Genomic DNA, 19609 nt, shown 5'->3' with positions numbered 1-19609 from the left:
GCGCGCTGCGGGTATACACGGCAGCGATGCGCGCCCGCCCAGGAGATGGAGATGAGTGATCAGTCCGCTTTTCGACGCAGCAATCTGACGATGGCCGAACAGGTACAGTACGGCATCACGTTGATGTATGTGGCCGGCCGGCTGCCGGCGCAACGCTACATGCTGCGCTGCGGCGTGCCCGGCGAGGTGATCGAGCGGGTGCTGGAACCGCCTTACAAGCGCCGCGTGTACGGCGAACACGGCAGCGCCGACCCGGCCGCCACGCCGTAAGCGCTCAGATGAAGATGATGGCGGCGGCCAGCGCGATGATCAGGCCGAATTTGGTCAGCTTGTAGGCCGTCTTGTTCCAGGCCTTGAAGCGGCGGCGGTACTGGCCCATCACGAACGACACCTTGAACAGCTTGCTCACCAGGCCGGTCTGGTCGCCGGTTTCGTTGGGCGAGGCGGCGGCGGTCATCATGGTGCGGCCGAGGAAGCGGTTGACCGCGGCGGCCCAGCGGAAGCGCATCGGCCGCTCGACGTCGCAGAACAGGATCACGCGGTCGCGGTCGCTGCCGTTGATGGCCCAGTGGATGTAGGTTTCATCGAACATCACCGCCTGGCCGTCGCGCCAGCTGTGGCGCTCGCCGTCGACGTCGATGAAGCAGCGGTCGTCGTTGGGTGTCATCAGGCCCAGATGGTAGCGGATCGAGCCGGCGTACGGGTCGCGGTGCGGGTTCAGCTTGGCGCCGGGCGGCAGCTCGGCAAACATCGCCGCCTTGACGGTCGGGATGGCGCGCAGCAGTTCCGTGGTGCGCGGGCACAGCCGCTCGGCCGAGGGGTGGCCGGCGTCGTACCACTTCAGGTAAAAGCGCTTCCAGCCGGTCTTGAAGAAGGAATTGAAGCCGGCGTCGTTGTTCTGCTCGGCCGCCTTGATCTTCTGCATGGCCAGCAGGTTGCGCGCTTCCTCGCGGATCACTTCCCAGTTCTGCTGCAGCGGCGCCAGCTCCTTCCAGTAATCGAGCTCCAGGTAAGGCTTGGACGGCACGCGCGAAAAGGTATGCATGAACAGGTTGATCGGCGACATGAACGACGAATGGTCGAACAGTTGGCGCATGAACGGCAGCCGCACCTTGCCACGGAAGTGGATGTGCAGAATGCAAAGGAAGATAAAACCGACTAAGACCAACTTGATCACAGCGTCACTCTCGACTGTTGTTTTGCTAGCAAACCGGCCAAAAGACCGGTCAAGCCGCAGGATGGGCACACTAAAATGGGCATTTTGCCATAAAGGGCGGTGTCATGTTCAGGTACCTGAGGAAATGGCTGGTTGGCTTGGCCGCAATCTTGCTGTTTCAACAGGCCCAGGCGCTGAATCCCGGCGTGCGGCTGGAAGACCTCAACCACGTCAGCTGGAGCGAAAAGGATGGCGTGCCGTCCGATATCCAGGGCATGGCGCAGACCCGCGACGGCTGGCTGTGGCTGAGCACCATGGACGGGCTGTACCGCTTCGACGGCCTCAGCTTCGAACGGGTGCCGCTCAAGCGCAACCGCATCTACAGCGTGCACGCGCTGGACAACGGCGACCTGCTGGTCAGCTACGAGCTCGAGGGCTTGTCGGTGATCCACCCGGACGGCAAGGTGGAAGACCTGGCCGATCCGGCCGGGCAGAAGCTGGGCTCGCTCGGCGCGATGGGCATGGACCGCGCGGGCGCCATCTGGGCCGTGTCCACCAACGGCTTGTACCGCTACGCCCACGGGCAGTGGCAGTTGATCGGCGGCGGGCCGGACTGGGCCGGCCGCACGCTCAGCCTGGTGATCGACCAGTACGACCGGGTCTGGGCCTCGACCGACCGCGGGCTCTACCGCTACGAGCGCGACAGCGGCCAGCTGCTGCGCGTCGTCGGCGAGCACTTCCATGGCGGCCTGATGCAATCGCCCGACGGCCGCCTGTGGGTCGGCCAGCGCGACGCCGTCTATCCGGTGCCGATGCCGGCCACCGGGCAGTCGCTGCCGCGCCAGCCCGAGTTCAACCAGGCCGAATCGCGCACCATGGGCCAGTTCGACCGCGACGGCAACCTGTGGGCGCTGGCGTGCCCGATCGGCGTCTGCCGCGTCGCGCGCGCCGGCAACCTGCACGATGGCGCGATCATCCCGTCGCGCCAGGCCAGCGGCCGGCTGGACCAGAGCTGGCAGCTGAGCAACCTGTCCGCCAACGCGGTGCTGGAAGACCGCGAGGGCAATATCTGGATCGCCACCAACACCGGCCTCGACCGTTTCCGCGAGAACAAGCTGGTGCCGGTGCGGATTCCCGCGCCTTCCGGCAACCTCAGCCTGGCGGGCGACAGCGAGGGCCGGCTGTGGGCGGCCGAGTGGCGCAACCGCGCGCTGTGGCGCGTGCATCCGGACGATCCGCCGCTGCGCGATCCGGGCCGCACCGTCTCGACGGTGGCCACCGACCGCGATGGCGCGCTGCTGCTGGCCGGCCCGCGCGACATCGAGCGGCTGCGGCGCGGCCAGTCCAGCCGCATCGCCCTGCCCATGCCCGGCGGCCAGCCCACCGACCTCAATGTGCTGGGCCTGCTCGACGACGGCAAGGTGCTGTGGATGGCGTCGATCCAGACCGGCCTGCTGGGCTGGGTGGACGGCAAGTGGCTGCCGCGCTCGGCCTTCAACCTGCCCAAGCGCATCTTCATGTCGGCGGCCGCCGGTCCGGGGCAATTGTGGCTCAGCCATAATGACGGCGGCCTGACCTTTTACGACAATGGCCAGCAGACCCGCTACGACATCGCCGTGGTCGGCCAGGAATCGGGCATCTTCCCCGGAACGCAGTTGATCGTCGCCGGCGAGCACGGCCTCGCGGTGCTGCGCGGCGGCAAGTTCGAGGCGCTGGCGCCGTTCCATGCCGAGGCGCTGCGCAACGTCAGCGGCCTGGCCGTGACGCCGGAGGGCGACCGCTGGCTCAACGGCGCGCGCGGCGTGGTGCACGTCCGCCGCGCCGACTGGGAAGCGGCGATGCGCGATCCGCGCCAGCCGCTGGCGTATGAAGTGATCGACGCGCTGGAGGGCTATCCGGGCCGCGCGGCGATGGAAAACCGGCTGCAGACCATCTACAACGCCGGCAATGGCCAGCTGTGGTTCCGCACCAGCGGCGGCATCGTGCGGCTGGACACGGCCACGCTGCGGCTCAACACCGTCAAGCCGGTGGTGCAGCTGCTGCGCGTGAACAGCGACGAGCGCAGCTACCCGGCCAACGCGCCGCTGCGGCTGCCGCCCGGCGTGCGCAGCTTCAACATCCAGTACACCGCGCCCGGCCTGCGCAAGCCGGAGGCGATGCGCTTCCAGTACCTGCTCGACGGCGTCGACCCGCACTGGCAGGACGCCGGCACGCGCCGCGCCGCGTACTACACGAATATCGGCCCCGGCCACTACACTTTCAAGGTGCGCGCGGTCAACGAGGACGGCATCGTCAGCGACGCGGTGGCCACGCTGCAGATGGACGTCGCGCCGAGCATGACCGAGACCTGGTGGTTCCAGCTGCTGTGCGCGGCCGCCGCGCTGCTGCTGCTGTACGGCCTGTACAAATACCGGCTGCGGCGCGTCACGGCCGCCATGGCGCGCCAGCTGCAGGTGCGCATGGACGAGCGCGAACGCATCGCGCGCACCCTGCACGATACCTTCCTGCAAAGCGTGCAGGCGCTGACGCTGCGCGTGTACGCGGTGCTGACCAAGCTGCCCGCGGGCAGCGAGCCGCGCGCCAAGCTGGAGGCCATCCTCGACGACGCCGACCGCGCCATCGACGAAGGCCGCGACCAGGTGCAGCAGCTGCGCAGCGGCCAGGACATCGGCGCCCAGCTGGACCAGACCGGCACCGGGCTGGCGGCGCTGCAGCCGCATATCCGCTTCGAACTGCAGATCGAAGGCACGCCGCGCCAGCTGGCGCCGCCGGTGCAGGAAGAATTGTGCGCCATCGGCCAGGAGGCGTTGCGCAACGCCTTCCAGCATGCGCGGGCGGCGCGCATCACGGTGCGCATCGACTACCGCGACGAGGTACTGTCGCTGCGCGTGGCCGACGACGGTCGCGGCATCGACAACGAAGAAGTGCGGCAGCGGCTGCGGGAGCGGCACTTCGGCATGGTCGGCATGCGCGAGCGCGCCCGCCGCGTCGGCGCCAGCATCGACATCAGCAGCGCGCCGGGCCAGGGCACGGTGGTCGAACTGCGCGCCGCCGCGCGGCTGGCCTATGTGGAGCAAACCGCCTGACCTTGTCGCGTGTCGGGTGAATAAACATGCGCGGGCTTGGTGAATTTCGCAATTGCGGCGCAATCGTGCTGAAAGCACAATGGTGCACAATAAAATCACTGGAGACACCATGCCCGATCCTGTCCGCGCCGCCGTGGCGCTTGCCGTCGCCGCCGCGTTTTGCGCGCCGGCCGGCGCCGAAACCATCACCATCAAGTCGCCGGACGGCCGCAACGCCGTGCGCATCGACGGCGATAAGCTGACCTGGTCCGTGAGCCGCGACGGCAAGGCCATCCTTGAGCCGTCGCCACTGGGGCTGAACCTGGACATCGGCGCCATCGCCGCCGGCGCCACAGCGGGCGGCCATACCGAGAGCAGCGTCGACGACACCTACGAGATCGTCGCCGGCAAGGCGCGCAGCGCACCCGATCGTTACAATCAGTCCGACCTGGCCTTCACCGCCAGCGGCAAGGATGGCAGGCCGCTGCAGTTCCACCTGCTGGTACGCGCCTACGACAACGGCGTGGCGCTGCGCTACCTGGTGCCGGAGCAGGCCGGCCTGAAAGCGTTCAAGGTGATGAACGAGGCCACCCAGTTCAACTTCGCCAGGGACTACGACTGCTGGGGCGCCAACATGGGCCGTTTCGACACCAGCTTCGAGGCGGAATACGACCCGGTGAAGGCTTCGCAGATCCGCAACTTCCACAACTACATGGCGCCGCTGGTGTGCAAGACCGGCGCCGGCACGACCACCTTCGCCATCGCCGAATCCGACGTGAAGGATTACCCGGGCATGTACCTGTCCGGTCGCGGCGATGCGGGACTGGGCGTGATGATCACGCTGCCGCCGCGCTTCGACAACAACCGCGACTACCGCTTCCGCAAGACCGTCTCCGCCAGCGTGCAGTTGCAGGGCCGGGGCTTCCGCACGCCGTGGCGGGTGGTGATGCTGGGCGACGCGCCGGGCGACCTGGCCGCGTCGTCGCTGATTCCGACCCTGGCCGCTCCCTCGCAAATCAGGGACACCAGCTGGATCAAGCCGTCCAAGACGGCGTGGGACTGGTGGAACGACTGGGCGGTGAAGGTGCCGGGCGCCGGCATCAACACCGCCACCTACAAGGCGTTCATCGATTTTTCCAGGGAGATGAAGCTGGACGACATCCTGATCGATGAAGGCTGGTCGGTCGGCAGCGACGTCGAGCCGAATCCGCAGGCCGACGTCACCCGCGCCAAGCCGGCCGTGGACATGCCGGCGCTGCTGCAATACGCCAGGTCGCAGGGCGTGGGCGTGTGGTTGTGGGTGCAGTGGCAGCAGCTGGACAATCAGATGGACGCCGCCTTCAAACAGTATGCCGCCTGGGGCATCAAGGGCGTGAAGGTGGACTTCATGAACCGCAACGACCAGGAGATGGTCGACTGGTATCACAAGGTACTGAGCAAGGCCGCAGAGTACAGGTTGATGGTGGATCTGCACGGCGCCTATCCGCCGAATGGCCTGAACCGCACCTGGCCCAACTTCATCACCCAGGAAGGGGTGCTGGGCGCCGAGAACAACAAGTGGAGCGCGCGCATCACCGCCACGCATAACGTCACGCTGCCGTTCACGCGCATGATCCTCGGGCCGATGGATTACACGCCGGGCGGCTTCCACAACGCCACGCCGGCCACCTTCGCGCAACGCAATCACGAACCGATGGTGATGACCACGCGCGGCCAGGCCGTCGCCATGTACGTGGTGTACGACAGCCCGTTCCAGATGGTGTCCGACAGCCCGGCCGCGTACAAGAATGCCGACGGTTCCTGGGCCGACGGCGCGGAGTTCATCCAGACCGTGCCGACGTCCTGGGATGAAACGCGCATCGTGGCGGGCGACATCGGCGAATACATCGTCTCGGCGCGCCGCAAGGGCGATGTGTGGTACCTCGGCGCCATGACCAACGAAACCGAACGGACGCTGAAGGTGCCGCTGTCCTTCCTGGGCAAAGGCGGCTACCACGCCGATGTCTTGCAGGACGGTGCCGACGCCACGCATCTGCAGGCCGGCGGTGGCGCGGTCACGGCGATGCAGAGCCTGACGCTGAAGCTGGCGCCATCCGGCGGCGCGGTGGCCGTGTTGCGGCCGCGCACCCCATAACCGGCGCAGCTTCACTGCGGCGGCGCCAGGAAGCGCCGCTCGAAGCTGCAGGCGTCCAGCGCCTGGCTGTAGTAGTAGCCCTGGCCCTGCCCGCAGCCGGCATCCGCCAGGAAGGTCATTTCGGCCGAGGTTTCTATGCCCTCGGCCACGGCCGACAGCCCCAGGTTGTCCACCAGCGCCAGCACCGCGCGCAGCAATGTCTGACGGCGCGTGTCGGCATGGTCGATGCCGTGGACAAAACTGCGGTCCACCTTGAGCAGGTCGATCGGCAGTTCGGCCAGGTAGCTCAGACTGGAATAACCGGTGCCGAAGTCATCGATCGCCAGCGACAGCCCGGTGTCTTTCAGGCGCTGCAGCACGCCGCCGGCGCCGCGCATGTCGTGCATCATGGCCGATTCGGTCAGTTCCAGCTGCAGCCTGGACGCCGCCAGGCCCGAAACGTCGATCTGGTGTTCCAGATAATCGGCGAAATCGACCTGCGCCAGCTCCAGTGTCGAGACATTGATGGCGATCGCACCAAACCGCAGGCCGCTGTTTTGCCACAGGCGCGCCTGTGCCAGGGCCTCGCGCATCACCCAGCGTCCCAGCGTCACGATCAACCCGCATTCCTCGGCGCTGCGGATGAAACGCCCCGGCGCCACCCAGCCCCAGTCGGGATGCTGCCAGCGCAGCAACGCCTCGCAGCCGCACAGGGTGCCGTCGGACAGGCGGATCTTTGGCTGGTAATGCAGTTCGAACTCGCCTTCGCACATCGCGCGCCGCATGCCATCCTCCATCTGCCGGCGTTCCACCACATTCGCCAGCAGGCTGCGGCTGAAAAAGCGCCAGGTGTTGCGGCCCTCCACCTTGGCCGCCTGCAGCGCGGTGTCGGCATGGCGCAGCAGCGCGTCGCCGCAGTTGCCATGCTCGGGAAACAGCGCGATGCCGATGCTGCAGCCGACTTTCACCTCGGTGCCGTCCACCTGGTGCGGGCGGGCGATGGCATCGTGGATACGCTCCGCGGCCTGGGTGGCATCGATGCGCGCGCTGCCCGGCGCCATCAGCACCAGGAACTCGTCGCCGCCCTGGCGGCTGATCAGATCGATGCTGCGGAAGCACGCGCGCAGACGCGTGGTCACCGAGATCAGCAGGGCGTCGCCGGCGGCGTGGCCGTGGTGGTCGTTGACCGCCTTGAACTTGTCCAGGTCCAGGTACATCACCGCCAGCGGCACCGCGCGCACCTTGGCTTCGGCCAGAATCTGTTCCAGATGGCGCTGGGCCGCAAACCGGTTCGGCAGACCGGTCAGAAAATCGTGCCACGCCAGGTGGTCGACCTGCTGTTTCAGCGCATGCGCACTGGTGATGTCGTGGAAGGTCATCACCACCCCGCTGACGGCGCCAGCGCTGTCGCGGATCGGCGAGGTGGCGTCCTGGATCATGATGTCGGGGTCGCCCTGCCGGGTCAGGACACAACCGCCGGACAGCCGCACCACGCCGCCGGTGGCCAGCACGCGCAGCACGGGATGTTCGATCTGCACCTGCGTCTCGGCGTCGCGCAACGCCATCAGCTGACCGATCGGCGTGCCCTGCACGTCTGGCGCGCTCGCATTCAGCAGCCGCAGCGCGGCCGGGTTGGCGTAGTCGATGCAGCCGCGCGCGTCGGTGGTGAGCACGCCGTCCGCCATGGCCTCGGTCACCGCGCGGTACTGGTGATGCGCGCCGGCGTCGGCGCCGGCGCGGCGGGTGGCGATCACCACCGCCCGTAACATCTGGCGCAGCGGCTCGCGGCCGATGGTGGCGCTGAGCACGTGGGTGACGGCGCCGCGCACCACCGCCTGCCTGGCCTGCATCAGGGTGCTGTCGCAGGCCAGCACCACAATCGGCACGGTGTGGTAATACGCCGACAAAATGCGCCAGATATCGCCTTCGGCGTCGTCCGTCAAATGCGGGTTCAGCAATATCAGCTCGGGGACGTCGCCGGCCAGGCGCGGCAGCTCGTCGAGTGCGGCGACACCGTGGCAGCTGATCTGATCCTCGTCGCCCGGCGCGCTGCGCAGCAGGCGCTGCATGCGCCGGCGTTCGGCCGCGTCGGCACTGACGATCAATATACGCATGTCCATCGTCTCCCCTTCACCGCGCGGTTTGTCCTTACACAGTACCATATTGCGCCGCCGCGAAACGCTACAGTACGTGAACCGTACAGGCAGTGAGCGGTTACTCTGAAATCAGCGTCCAGCCGCTTTCCGTGGCCTGCAAACGGTGGGTCAGCGCAAGCGATCCGAGCAATACCGGGTCGTGCGATACCACCATCAACGCGCCCTGATACTGGCGCAGCATGGCTTCCAGCGCTTCGAGCGCGCTCAGGTCCAGGTGGTTGTTCGGTTCGTCGAGCAGCAGCAGCTGCGCCGGCGGATGCGCGTACAGCGCGCAGGCCAGCGCCACTTTCAGGCGTTCGCCGCCACTCAGCGTCGCGGTGGGCGCGGCGGCCAGTTGTGCGTCCAGCCCCATTTGCGCCAGGCAGGTGCGCAGCGCCGCTTCACCGGCGCCACGGTTGACCTCCAGCAGGTGCTCGATGGCCGAGCGCTGCGGCGCCAGGCCGGCCAGCTGCTGATCCAGCAACGCCACCCGCGCGCGCACCTCGCAGCGTCCCGACCGCGGCGCCAGCTGGCCCGCCAGCACCTTCAGCAATGTCGACTTGCCGCAGCCGTTCGGCCCCGTCACGCCGATGCGCTGCTGGCCGGTGATCGTCAGGCTGATGCCGGCGGCGGTCGTGTATGGCAGCACCACCTCTTCCAGCACCGCCAGGCGCTGGCGCGCAGCCTGCTGGCCGCCCGGCGCGTGCATGGCGATGACGGCATCCGGCACAACCTGGCGCGCCGCTTCCTGCACGCGTTGCGACAACAACGCCCGCTGTTCCGCGTGCTGCTGCCGCAACTTGCCGGCCGTACCCTGGGCACGGTTCTTTTGCCCGCCCAGCAGTATCTTTGCCTGATTCGCCTCACGCCCCTCGGCGGTGCCTTTCGCCGCGCGCCGTTCCTGCCGCTCCTGCTGCTCGCGCATGGACTGCGCTTCGCGCCTGCGTTCCAGCTTGCGCTGCTCCAGCTGTCGCTGCGCGCCTTCGCGCTCGGCGCGCTGGCATTCGGCGTACAGGGCATAACCGCCGCCATAACCGCGCAATCCCAGCGGCGACAGTTCGACGATGCGCTCCATCTGCTCCAGCAGCTCGCGGTCATGGCTGATCACCAGCAGCCCGCCGGGCCAGCGCCGCAGTTGCGCCAGCAGCGCCTCGCGGTTGGCGCGGTCGAGATGGTTGCTCGGTTCGTCGAGTATCAGATACGCCGCTTCCGACAACCACGCCGCGATCAGCGAGACGCGCATCGCCTCGCCGCCGCTCAGCGACGAAGCCGGCGTCTCCGGCCGCAGATGCGCCAGGCCATGCTGCTCCAGTTGCGACTGCAGCCGCTCGCGCAGATCCCAGCGCTCGCCCACCGCATCGAAATCGGCGGGATCGGCGCTGCCTTGCGCGATACGCTGCCAAGCCTCCAGCGCCGGCCCCACGCCGGCCAGTGCGGCCACCGTGGCATGTGCATCCTGCGCGATCTGCTGCGCCAGATAGTGCACCGCACCGTTGCGCACACAGCGGCCCGACGACGGCGCCAGCTCGCCGGCCATCACGCGCGCCAGCACGCTCTTGCCGGCGCCGTTACGTCCCACCAGCCCGGTGCGGCGCTGGTCGAACACTTCGTTCAAATCGTGGAAAAGAATGCGGCCGTCGGCCAGCGCATAGGAGACGCCTTCCAGCGTCAGCAAGGTATTCGTCATGGTGATGTTTTCAGTCGATGCGTGATAACCGTCCCGTTGCGGGACACCTGGTCATTCAGATAACTGCATCGTTGATCACATCGTACGAACACCTCATGGGGAATGAAGGACGACTATGCCATCATCGCCCGTCCAAGTCAAATCAGGCCGCCGGCCAGGCGCCCACCTGACTGAGCATGCCGAACCAGTCCTCCAGGTGCCAGGTGCGGGTCACGCGGTCCGCCGACAGATCATGGAATTCATGGATGGCGATGGCGATCGGCTTGCCGGTCGGCGGAATGCCGAAAAACTCGCCGCGATGCGTGCCGGTGATCTGCGCGCGCACCGCCGCCTTGCCGTCGCGGCCGAACATGTCCAGGACGGTGATCTTCACGTCGGGGAACGCGGCGGTGAACATGCCGATGATCGGCTTCATGCCTTCCAGGCCCGGCTGCTGGCCCGGGCCGAGCGGAATGTCCTGCCAGTCCGGCGCGACCGCCAGATGCAGCAGCTCGGGATTGTGCTCGTTGAAGGCGCGGTAGAGATGTTCGATTGCCTGTTGCTGGGCCGTGGTCAGGCCGTTGTCCTGCATGGTCATGGTGTGCTTTCCGGGTGAGTGAATGACCCGTTCACTGTAGCGCCCACGCCGCACGCAAGTCCAATCGATAATGGATATGCAGTATTATCCACCGCATGGATTTACATGGAATCGACCTCAATCTGCTGGTGGCTTTCGACGCGCTCATGTGCGAGCGCAACGTCACGCGCGCAGGCGTGCGCATCGGCCGTACCCAGCCCGCCATGAGCGCGGCGCTGGCGCGTCTGCGGCTGTTGTTGAAGGATGACTTGTTCGTGCGCAGCGCCAGCGGCCTGCAGCCCACGCCGCGCGCGCTGGAGCTGGCGGCGCCGCTGGGCGAGGCGCTGGCCAGCATCCAGCGCACGCTGGACTTCACGCAGGCGTTCGATCCGGCGCGGTCGACCGTGCGGTTCACGCTCGGCCTGTCGGAGCATCCGGCCTTCCGGCTGCTGCCGGCGCTGCAGGAACGGCTGGCGCGGCGGGCGCCGGGCGTCACCCTGCGCGTCAAGGCGTTCACCGCGCGCGAGGACGCGCTGGCGCTGCTCGATGCGGGCGAGGCCGATGCGGCCGTCGGCGTCCCCGCCGGCGACACGCCGCGCATTCCGACCATGGCATTGTTCGAGGAAGCTTTCGTCTGCGTCGCACGCAAAAAACATCCGCTGACCAAAAGGAAGATGACGCTGGAGGCTTTCCTGTCGTACCAGCACCTGCTGGTGTCGCCGGAGGGGGATGGCGTCGGCCTGGTGGATACCAGTTTGGCGCAGCTGGGACGCAAACGCAGCATCGCGCTGGCCCTGCCGCAGATGTACGCCGTCCCCGGCATCGTCGCCCGCAGCGATCTGCTGGCGACGATGATGAGAGGCGCGGTGGAAGCCAGCGGCATGCGCGATCAGCTGGCGCTGATGTCGCTGCCGAAGGAAATCAATCTGGCGCCGGTGCCGTTCGTGCTGCATTGGCACCGGCGCAACGATGCACATCCGGCCCAGCGCTGGCTGCGGGAGCAGATCGCGCTGGTCGCCGCAACGATGGCCTGATCAATCCCAGGCCGGCGCCAGGCCTTGAGGGCTGGTCAGGCGCTCGCCGCGATCCAGCGCACCGATCTGCGCCATATCGTCGTCGCTCAGATTCAGTTCACGCGCCTTCAGGTTGCTTTCCAGGTTGGCGCGTTTGGTCGACGACGGGATCACCGCGTAGCCCAGGCGCATCGCCCAGGCCAGCACCACCTGCGCCGGTGTCGCCTGATGCCGTTCGGCGATAGCGAGGATGGTCGGATCGCTCAGCACCTTGCCGTAAGCCAGCGTCATGTACGAGGTGACGTGGATGCCGTTCTGACGCGCAAACTCGGCCACCTTGCGGTTCTGCAGGTACGGATGCAGCTCGATCTGGTTGGTGGCAATCGCCTCCGCGCCCACCACCTCGATCGCCTGTTGCATCAGATCGATGGTGAAGTTGGAGATGCCGATCTGCCGCGTCAGCCCCTGCTCGCGGGCTTCCGCCAGCGCTTCCATGAACTCCTTCAGCGCCACCGCGTCGCCGGGCGAGGGCCAGTGGATCAGGGTCAGGTCGACGTAATCGGTGCGCAGCTTGGCCAGGCTCTCCTTCAGGCTCGGTATCAGCTTGTCGCGCGACAGATTGTCGATCCAGATCTTGGTGGTGAGGTACAGCGCCGAACGCGGCACGCCGCTGGCCGCGATGGCGGCGCCGACTTCGGCCTCGTTACCGTAGATCTGCGCGGTGTCGATCACGCGGTAGCCGGCTTCCAGCGCATTGCGTACCGAATCGAACGCCGCCTCGCCCTGCAGACGGAAGGTACCCACGCCCAGCGCCGGCACTTCCATGATCTTCTGCGCCAGCGCCTGCAGCCCGTCGGTGTAAATACCGTGGAACAGCCTGACCACTTCCTCGTCGCTGACGCCGACCGGCGCAAAGCAGCCGGCCCACTCGACCACCGATGTCGTCTCGCCGGCCGGCTTGACGCGCAGCGTGGCGTAGTAATCGCGGGACGGGAACGGCGCCTTCAGGATCGAATAGCTGTAGTAGCGTTCCTCGTCGTTGAACACTTCCAGCCGTTCGACGATGGCGTCGCCGGACGGATTGGCCAGGGTGCGGATGCGGCCACCCTCGCTCAATTCGCTTTGCGGGATGTATGGCAGCCAATCGGGCAGCGAGTTGAACCCGCCGATCAGCTGCCAGACACGGTCCGCGCTCACCGGGAGCGTAATGCTTGCAATCGTGCTGGCCATGGTCTTACTCCTTGTCGCCTGGCAGGGGCGCATTGTCCGCCACCAGTTTCTGTTCACGCATCTCCTGCCAGAAGGCGGCAGGCACTTTTTCGTTCAGCGCCGCATGGTCCTCGGCGATGCGCTCCGGACGGCTGGCGCCCGGGATCACTGCCGCCACCGCCGGATTGGCCAGCGCGAAGTGCAGTGCGGCCGCCTTGACGCTGACGTTGTGACGCTGGGCAATGGCCTTGATGCGCTCCACCTTGGCGATGATTTCCGGCGAGGCTTTCTGGTATTCGAAATGGGCGCCGCCGGCCAGGATGCCCGAGCTGTATGGGCCACCGACCACCACGTCCATGCCGTGCCTGAGCGCCGTCGGCATCAGGCGCTGCAGCGCGCGTTCGTGATCGAGCAGCGTGTAGCGACCGGCCAGCAGGGTCACGTCCGGTTTCGGTTCATCCAGTTCCAGCATCAGTTCCACCGGTTCGACGCGGTTCACGCCCAGGCCCCAGCCCTTGATCACGCCTTCGTCACGCAGGCGATCGAGGGCGCGGAAGGCGCCGGTACGGGCCGTTTCGAAGTGCTGCAGCCAGCTGTCGCCGTAGAAGTCCTGCGCCACGTCGTGGATGAAGACGATGTCCAGGTGGTCGGTCTTCAGGCGTTTCAGGCTGTCCTCGATGGAGCGCAGGGTGCCGTCGGCGGTGTAGTCGTTGACAATCTTGTTAGGGCGGCCAAACTGGAACACGCCCCCCTTCTCGCCCAGCTGGCGCGCCGACGGATCTTCCACTTCGTCGAGGATCACGCGGCCGACCTTGGTGCTGAGGATGTACTTGTCACGCTTGTACTTGGCCAGCGCTTCGCCGATGCGCAGCTCGGACAGGCCGGCGCCGTACAGCGGCGCGGTGTCGAAGTAACGCACGCCCTGATTCCAGGCCGCTTCCACGGTGGCCAGTGCTTCTTCGTCAGGGATGTTGCGGAACATATTGCCCAGCGGTGCGGCGCCAAAACCCAGTTTGCTTTGCAGTTTGTTACGGATGCTCATGTCGATTCCTTTCGGAGGAGTAATTTGAAGAACTGAGGCAAAGTTTAGATTGACTACTTTAGACTGTCCAAGACATAATTTGCACAACTTAAGTCATTCGAGGTCTCAAATGCTCGACATCCGCCAACTCCAGTATTTCGTCACCGTGGCCGAAGAGGAACATGTGGGCCGCGCCGCCGAGAAGCTGCATATCTCGCAATCGCCGCTGAGCCGACAGATCGCCCAACTGGAGGAAAAGCTGGGATTGACGCTGTTCGAACGCAGCCAGCAACGCATCCGCCTGACCCGTGACGGCCGCACTTTCCTGGCCGAGACGCAGGCCTTCCTCACCCACGCCCGGCGGCTGGAGGCGCTGGCCAAGCGCCTGGGACGCGGCGACGAGGGGGGCCTGTGTATCGGCTACATCGAAAACGCCATGCATGCCGGCGTGCTGCCCGGCGGCCTGCGCACCCTGCGCGCAACGCGGCCGAACGTGCACGTGGCGCTCTACAGCCTGCACTCGTCCGAGCAGCTGGAAGGACTGCGCCAGCGCAGCCTGGACATTGCGCTGGTGTGCGATCCGCCGCCGGCCGACGATCCCGACCTGGAAGCGGCGCGCGTGCTGAGCGATCCAATGATCCTGGCGCTGCCGGAGGGCCATCCGCTGGCCGACATCACGGAACTGAAGCCGGACGATCTGGCCGGCCAGGACTGGATCGTGGTGCGCCATCACGAAACGGGCGAACATCACCACAACTTCGTGGCCGCCTGCGTGCGGTCGGGCTTCACCCCCAGCATCAAGATGGAGGCCAGCGAACCCACCACCGCGCTGGGCCTGGTGGCGGCCGGATTGGGCGTGGCGCTGGTGCAGCAGGGCCTGCGGCATCAGGCGCCGCCGGGCGTGGTGCTGCGCGAGCTGCCGTGGTTCAGTTATCGCGCGCCGTTGTGGGCGGCATGGCACCGCATCAACCTGCGGCCGCTGGTGGCCAACTTCCGCGAAACCTTGCTGTCGTTGGCGGCGACGGCAAGCTAGCAATATCGGCTACACTAGCGCACATCTCTTTTTACGTAGCGCGCCATGCCGGAAAAGAATCTGCCCGAACTGATCACCCTGAAACGTCTGATCGACGAAGGTGGAAAACATCTGGAGGTGCGCACGTCCTGCACGGTGGCGATGGACGGCCGCCAGTTCCCGGTCTACAGCATCGCCATCGGCAATCCGGCCCCGGACGTGCCGGCGCTGGGCATCTTCGGCGGCATCCACGGGCTGGAACGCATCGGCACCCAGGTGGTGCTGTCCTTCCTCGAGAACCTGCTGGCGCGGCTGCGCTGGGACGATACGTTGCACCAGCAGCTGCAGTCGCTGCGGCTGGTGCTGATGCCGCTGGTGAACCCTGGGGGCATGTGGCAGGCCACGCGCTGCAATCCGCAAGGCGTGGACCTGATGCGCAACGCGCCGATGAGCGCCGTCGAGCGCGTGCCCTTCATGCTGGGCGGGCAGCGCTTCAGCCATCACCTGCCGTGGTTCCGCGGCGCCGAGGGCGCGCCGATGGAGCCGGAAAGCCAGGCGGTGTGCGAGCTGGTGGAACGCGAGCTGCTGACACGCCAGTTCAGCATGGCGCTCGACTGTCACTCGGGCTTTGGCCTGCGCGACCGCATCTGGTTCCCGCACGCGCACACGGCGACGCCGATCCCGCATCTGGCCGACATCGGCGCGCTGGAAGAGATGTACACCCAGGCCTACCCCAACCACAACTACGTGTTCGAGCCGCAGAGCCGCCAGTACCGCACCCATGGCGACTTGTGGGACTATCTGTACCTGAACGGCACCGCCTACAGCGAGCGCGTGTTCCTGCCGCTCACGCTGGAGATGGGCTCCTGGCTGTGGGTGAAGAAGAACCCGCGCCAGATCTTCGACCGCATCGCCATCTTCAACCCGACCGCACGCCACCGTCTGCAACGCGTGCTGCGGCGGCACCTGATCCTGCTCGACTTCCTGATGCGCGCGGCCACCAGCCATACGCGCTGGCTGCCGTCCGGAATGACGCGCACCTTCCATCATCGCCGCGCGCTGACGCAGTGGTATCACTCATGAGCCACTGGGTGCTGCTGCGGGGACTGATGCGCGAACAGCGCCATTGGGGTCGTTTCGCCGGCGAACTGGCCGAGGCGGTGCCGGATGCCGTGATCATCACGCCCGACCTGCCCGGCAACGGCGAACAGCACGCGCTGCGTAGCGCCACCACGGTGGCCGCGATGGTGGAGTTCTGCCGCCAGGATTTGCGCGCGCGCGGCGTACCGGCGCCCTATTCGCTGCTGGCCCTGTCGCTGGGCGGCATGGTGGCGGTGGAATGGGCCAGCCGCTATCCGCAGGAAGTCGAGCGCTGTGTGCTGATCAACACCAGCATGCGGCCCTACAGCCGCTTCCACCAGCGGCTGCGCTGGCAGAACTACCCATCGATACTGAGGCAGGTGTTCAAGGGCGGCGTGGAAAACCAGGAACGTCTGATCCTGCGGCTGACCAGCCGCGAGGGCGACATGGCCTACCGCGAAGGCATGCTGACGCGCTGGCTGGCCTACCAGCGCGAATATCCGGTCACGCGCGCCAACGCGCTGCGCCAGCTGTGGTCCGCCGCCCGCTTCCGCGCCCCGGCCGCGCGGCCCGCCGTTCCGGTGCTGGTGCTGAGCAGCGCCGGCGATCAGCTGGTCGATCCACGCTGCTCAGCCAATCTGGCGCAGGCCTGGCAGGCGCCGCACCGCGTGCATCCCACCGCTGGTCACGATCTGCCGCTGGACGATGGCCCCTGGGTGGCGCGGCAGGTGGCCGGGTGGCTGGCTACTTCTGCTGCGGCAGTTGCCACTCGGGCGTCGCCAGGCGCTCGGCAAGAAAGCTAGCCAGCGCCTCCACCTTGGCCGGCCTGGCACGTGCCGATGGCCGCACAAAATACAGGCCGCCGGTCGCCATGCGCCAGGTCGGCAGCAGCTGTACCAGCTGGCCGTCGCGCACGTATTCGCTGGCCATGAATTCCGGCAGTTCGCAGATCGCCACGCCGGCCAGCACGGTCGGGATCAGCGCATCGGCATTGTTTACGCGCAGCGGACCTTCCGGCACCACGCTGACCTCCTCGCCCTCCTCGCTGGTGAAGCGCCACGCCGGGCTGCGCGCGCGATAGGCATAGGCCAGGCAGGCATGAGCACTGAGTTCCGAGGGATGGGACGGCGCACCATGCCGCTCCAGATACGCGGGCGCCGCCAGCAGCACCTGCGACACCGAACACAGTTTGCGCGCCACCAGCGCGGAATCGCCCAGCACGGCGATGCGCAGCGCCGCGTCATAGCCATCGCCGACCAGATCGACCGTGGCATCCGACAGGTGCAGGTCGACCGACACCTCCGGATAGCGCTGGAAGAACTCCGGCAGCAGCGGCGCCACCCAGCGCAGGCCGAACGACATCGGCGCGGCAAACTTGATCAGGCCGCGCGGCTGCACCGACATCTCGCGCGCCGCGCCTTCGGTGGCTTCGGCCTCGCGGTAGATGCGGCTGGCGCTTTCGGCGATCGTGTGACCGAACTCGGTCAACGCCAGCTGGCGCGAACTGCGGTTGAGCAGGCGCGCGCCCAGGCGGTCCTCCAGCCGGCTCACGCCGCGCGACACCGTCGCCACCGATACGCCCAGCGCCCGCGCCGCCGCGGCGAACGAGCGTTCCTCGGCCACCTTGGCGAACATCGCCAGTCCTTCAAAATCTGGAATTTTTGACATCGACAATTCTGCAACGATAGTTTGCGATTGCTTCTATTTTAAAACATCTGGCGGCTGCGTACTATGTCTTCACCGAGCAGCACTTCTCAACCAACACTAAAGGAAACGATCATGAAACTCGCAAACAAAATCGCACTGGTTACCGGCGGCACCAGCGGCATCGGCCTGGCCACCGCCAAACGCTTCGCCGCCGAAGGCGCCACCGTGATCATCACCGGCCGCCGCGAGGCGGAACTGGCCGCCGCGGTGGACGCCGTCGGCCACGGCGCCACCGGCCTGCGCATCGACTCGTCGCGCCTGGGCGACCTGGATAAACTGTACGCCGAGATCAAAACCCGCCACGGCCGCCTCGACGTCCTGTTCGCCAATGCCGGCGGCGGCTCCATGCTGCCACTGGACGCGATCACCGAAGACCACTACGTCGACACCTTCGACCGCAACGTCAAGGGCGTGCTGTTCACCGTGCAGAAAGCGCTGCCGCTGCTGAGCAAAGGCGCCTCGGTGATCCTGACCGGCTCCACCGCCGCCACCACCGGCACGGCCGCCTTCAGCGTCTACGCCGCCTCGAAAGCCGCGGTGCGCGCCTTCGCCCGCAACTGGATCCTGGACTTGAAAGACCGTGCCATCCGCATCAACACCATCGTGCCCGGACCGATCAAAACCCCGGGCCTGGTGGAACTGGCCGGCGACGACGCCGCCCAGCAGCAAGGTCTGCTCGACTACCTGGCCAGCCAGGTGCCGATGGGCCGCGTGGGCGAGGCCAGCGAAATCGGCAGCGCCGTCACCTTCCTGGCCTCGGACGACTCCAGCTTCGTCAACGGCGCCGAGCTGTTCGTCGACGGTGGCCTGGCGCAGGTATGATCACGCCGCGTCCTTACGCCTCGCTGGCCGGCAGCGATGCCGGCTGGCTCAAGGCCCGGCTGCACTTCCGCTTCGCCGGCATGGGGCGGCCGGAATATGGCGCGGTGGGCGCGCTGCATGTGTGGAACGACGACGAATTCGCGCCGGACTCCGGCTTTCCCATGCACGCCCACCGCAACGTCGAGATCATCACCTACGTGCGGCGCGGCGCCATCACCCACGCGGACAGCCTGGGCAACCAGCACCGCATCGAAGCCGGCGACGTGCAGGTGATGAGCGCGGGCGAAGGCATCGTCCACTCGGAGCACAACCGCGAAAACGAGCCGACCTTGCTGTACCAGATCTGGCTGCATCCGCGCACCGCCGGCGGCGCACCGTCGTGGCGGACGAAACGCTTTCCGCGCCCGGAACGCAGCGGCAGGCTGGCCGTGCTGGCCAGCGGCGACGCAACCGACCAGGCCGAAGGCGCGCTGCCACTGAGCGCCGACGCCCGTCTGCTGGCGGCGACGCTGCAAGCCGGCGAGCGCATCGAGCACCGCCTGTCCGGCCGCGCCTACGTGGTGGCCGTCAACGGCCGGCTGGCGGTGAACGCTACCGAACTGGCGGCCCGCGACGGCGCGGTGATCGACGGCGAACAGCGGCTGACGCTGAGCGCCATCGACGCCACCGAAGTGCTGCTGATGGAAGTGGCGTAAAATACCGCCCCTATGCACGCGACCACTTCCCTGGAGTGCCGACCGAACTGCGGCGCCTGCTGCACGGCCCCCTCCATCACCAGCCCCATCCCCGGCATGCCCGACGGCAAGCCGGCGGGGGTGCGCTGCGTGCAACTGGCGGACGACAACCGCTGCCTGATCTTCGGCCAGCCCGCGCGCCCCGCCTTCTGCGGCGGCCTGCAGCCCGCGGCCGACATGTGCGGCACCGACCGCGCGCACGCCATCCGCTGGCTCACCGACCTCGAACGCGCCACCGCCCCATAATCCGGGGTCAGTTCTGCCAATCGCACACGGGCTCTGCCGTAGCGCATGCGCTA

General features: G+C 67.1%; 17 protein-coding genes and 1 pseudogene. 10 read left to right on the top strand and 8 right to left on the bottom strand.

Annotation, left to right across the window (positions count from 1 at the left end; genetic code table 11):
- The first annotated feature begins 51 nt into the window (after positions 1-51).
- Positions 52-270: a hypothetical protein gene (locus E4L98_RS14120; protein ID WP_135202189.1), complete on the top strand. Its 219-nt coding sequence runs from the start codon at positions 52-54 to the stop codon at positions 268-270.
- A 4-nt stretch (positions 271-274) separates the two neighbouring features.
- On the opposite strand, the gene lpxO is transcribed toward E4L98_RS14120, so the two are convergent.
- Positions 275-1177 carry a lipid A hydroxylase LpxO gene (gene lpxO, locus E4L98_RS14115; RefSeq protein WP_371857221.1) on the bottom strand — a complete coding sequence of 301 codons (903 nt, stop codon included), beginning with the start codon at positions 1175-1177 and terminating at the stop codon, positions 275-277.
- A 149-nt stretch (positions 1178-1326) separates the two neighbouring features.
- On the opposite strand from lpxO, the gene E4L98_RS14110 reads away from it, so the two are divergent.
- Both E4L98_RS14110 and E4L98_RS14105 read left to right on the top strand, forming a co-directional pair.
- Positions 1327-4242, top strand: a complete 2916-nt coding sequence (locus E4L98_RS14110) for a sensor histidine kinase (protein WP_135202188.1) — start codon at positions 1327-1329, stop codon at positions 4240-4242.
- A gap of 109 nt (positions 4243-4351) precedes the next feature.
- The gene (locus E4L98_RS14105; protein ID WP_135202187.1) at positions 4352-6355 is read left to right on the top strand and encodes a glycoside hydrolase family 97 protein; all 2004 of its coding nucleotides are present in this window, start codon (positions 4352-4354) and stop codon (positions 6353-6355) included.
- A gap of 11 nt (positions 6356-6366) precedes the next feature.
- Here E4L98_RS14105 and E4L98_RS14100 read toward each other — a convergent pair whose 3' ends face one another.
- The 3 genes from E4L98_RS14100 to E4L98_RS14090 all read right to left on the bottom strand — a co-directional run bounded on the left by E4L98_RS14100 (position 6367) and on the right by E4L98_RS14090 (position 10733).
- Complete coding sequence (locus E4L98_RS14100) at positions 6367-8448, bottom strand: putative bifunctional diguanylate cyclase/phosphodiesterase (protein ID WP_167761329.1); 2082 nt, start codon at positions 8446-8448, stop codon at positions 6367-6369.
- A 100-nt stretch (positions 8449-8548) separates the two neighbouring features.
- Positions 8549-10156 (bottom strand): ABC-F family ATP-binding cassette domain-containing protein, encoded by a 1608-nt coding sequence (locus tag E4L98_RS14095; protein WP_135202185.1) that lies wholly within the window; start codon positions 10154-10156, stop codon positions 8549-8551.
- Positions 10157-10298: 142 nt separating this feature from the next.
- A complete protein-coding gene (locus E4L98_RS14090; RefSeq protein WP_135202184.1) occupies positions 10299-10733 on the bottom strand; it encodes an ester cyclase in 435 nt (144 codons plus the stop codon).
- 95 nt (positions 10734-10828) lie between these two features.
- On the opposite strand from E4L98_RS14090, the gene E4L98_RS14085 reads away from it, so the two are divergent.
- Complete coding sequence (locus tag E4L98_RS14085; RefSeq protein WP_135202183.1) at positions 10829-11746, top strand: LysR family transcriptional regulator; 918 nt, start codon at positions 10829-10831, stop codon at positions 11744-11746.
- Here the strand turns inward: E4L98_RS14085 and dkgB are convergent, their stop codons facing one another.
- The 3 genes and pseudogenes from dkgB to E4L98_RS14075 all read right to left on the bottom strand — a co-directional run bounded on the left by dkgB (position 11747) and on the right by E4L98_RS14075 (position 13976).
- Positions 11747-12550: a 2,5-didehydrogluconate reductase DkgB gene (dkgB, locus tag E4L98_RS14080; protein WP_371857225.1), complete on the bottom strand. Its 804-nt coding sequence runs from the start codon at positions 12548-12550 to the stop codon at positions 11747-11749.
- A 15-nt stretch (positions 12551-12565) separates the two neighbouring features.
- Positions 12566-12955 (bottom strand): annotated as a pseudogene (locus tag E4L98_RS30700) (SRPBCC family protein); the annotation flags it as partial.
- Between the two features lie 4 nt (positions 12956-12959).
- A complete protein-coding gene (locus tag E4L98_RS14075) occupies positions 12960-13976 on the bottom strand; it encodes an aldo/keto reductase (RefSeq protein WP_205746728.1) in 1017 nt (338 codons plus the stop codon).
- Between the two features lie 109 nt (positions 13977-14085).
- Here E4L98_RS14075 and E4L98_RS14070 point away from each other — a divergent pair, with 109 nt between their 5' ends.
- From E4L98_RS14070 to E4L98_RS14060, 3 genes are read left to right on the top strand one after another with little or no spacing between them, the layout of a single operon-like run.
- Positions 14086-14988, top strand: a complete 903-nt coding sequence (locus E4L98_RS14070; protein ID WP_135202181.1) for a LysR family transcriptional regulator — start codon at positions 14086-14088, stop codon at positions 14986-14988.
- Positions 14989-15033: 45 nt separating this feature from the next.
- Positions 15034-16050 carry a M14 family zinc carboxypeptidase gene (locus tag E4L98_RS14065; protein ID WP_135202180.1) on the top strand — a complete coding sequence of 339 codons (1017 nt, stop codon included), beginning with the start codon at positions 15034-15036 and terminating at the stop codon, positions 16048-16050.
- Positions 16047-16850 (top strand): alpha/beta fold hydrolase, encoded by an 804-nt coding sequence (locus E4L98_RS14060; RefSeq protein WP_135202179.1) that lies wholly within the window; start codon positions 16047-16049, stop codon positions 16848-16850. Before E4L98_RS14065 ends, E4L98_RS14060 begins: the two co-directional genes overlap by 4 nt.
- On the opposite strand, the gene E4L98_RS14055 is transcribed toward E4L98_RS14060, so the two are convergent.
- Positions 16792-17715, bottom strand: a complete 924-nt coding sequence (locus E4L98_RS14055; RefSeq protein ID WP_135202178.1) for a LysR family transcriptional regulator — start codon at positions 17713-17715, stop codon at positions 16792-16794. The two genes, E4L98_RS14060 and E4L98_RS14055, sit on opposite strands and share 59 nt — an antisense overlap.
- Positions 17716-17826: 111 nt before the next feature.
- Here E4L98_RS14055 and E4L98_RS14050 point away from each other — a divergent pair, with 111 nt between their 5' ends.
- From E4L98_RS14050 to E4L98_RS14040, 3 genes are read left to right on the top strand one after another with little or no spacing between them, the layout of a single operon-like run.
- Positions 17827-18576: an SDR family oxidoreductase gene (locus E4L98_RS14050; RefSeq protein ID WP_135202177.1), complete on the top strand. Its 750-nt coding sequence runs from the start codon at positions 17827-17829 to the stop codon at positions 18574-18576.
- The gene (locus tag E4L98_RS14045; protein ID WP_135202176.1) at positions 18573-19271 is read left to right on the top strand and encodes a pirin family protein; all 699 of its coding nucleotides are present in this window, start codon (positions 18573-18575) and stop codon (positions 19269-19271) included. The genes E4L98_RS14050 and E4L98_RS14045 overlap by 4 nt, the downstream gene beginning before the upstream one ends.
- A gap of 12 nt (positions 19272-19283) precedes the next feature.
- Entirely contained in the window at positions 19284-19556 is a 273-nt protein-coding gene (locus E4L98_RS14040) for a YkgJ family cysteine cluster protein (RefSeq protein ID WP_135202175.1), read from the top strand.
- The last annotated feature ends 53 nt before the right edge of the window (positions 19557-19609 follow it).

It is taken from the genome of Duganella callida, from assembly GCF_004614165.1.
Taxonomy (GTDB): domain Bacteria; phylum Pseudomonadota; class Gammaproteobacteria; order Burkholderiales; family Burkholderiaceae_D; genus Rugamonas; species Rugamonas callida.
Note: the sequence above shows the minus strand (reverse complement) of the source record. Positions and strands in the feature narration are given on the sequence as shown.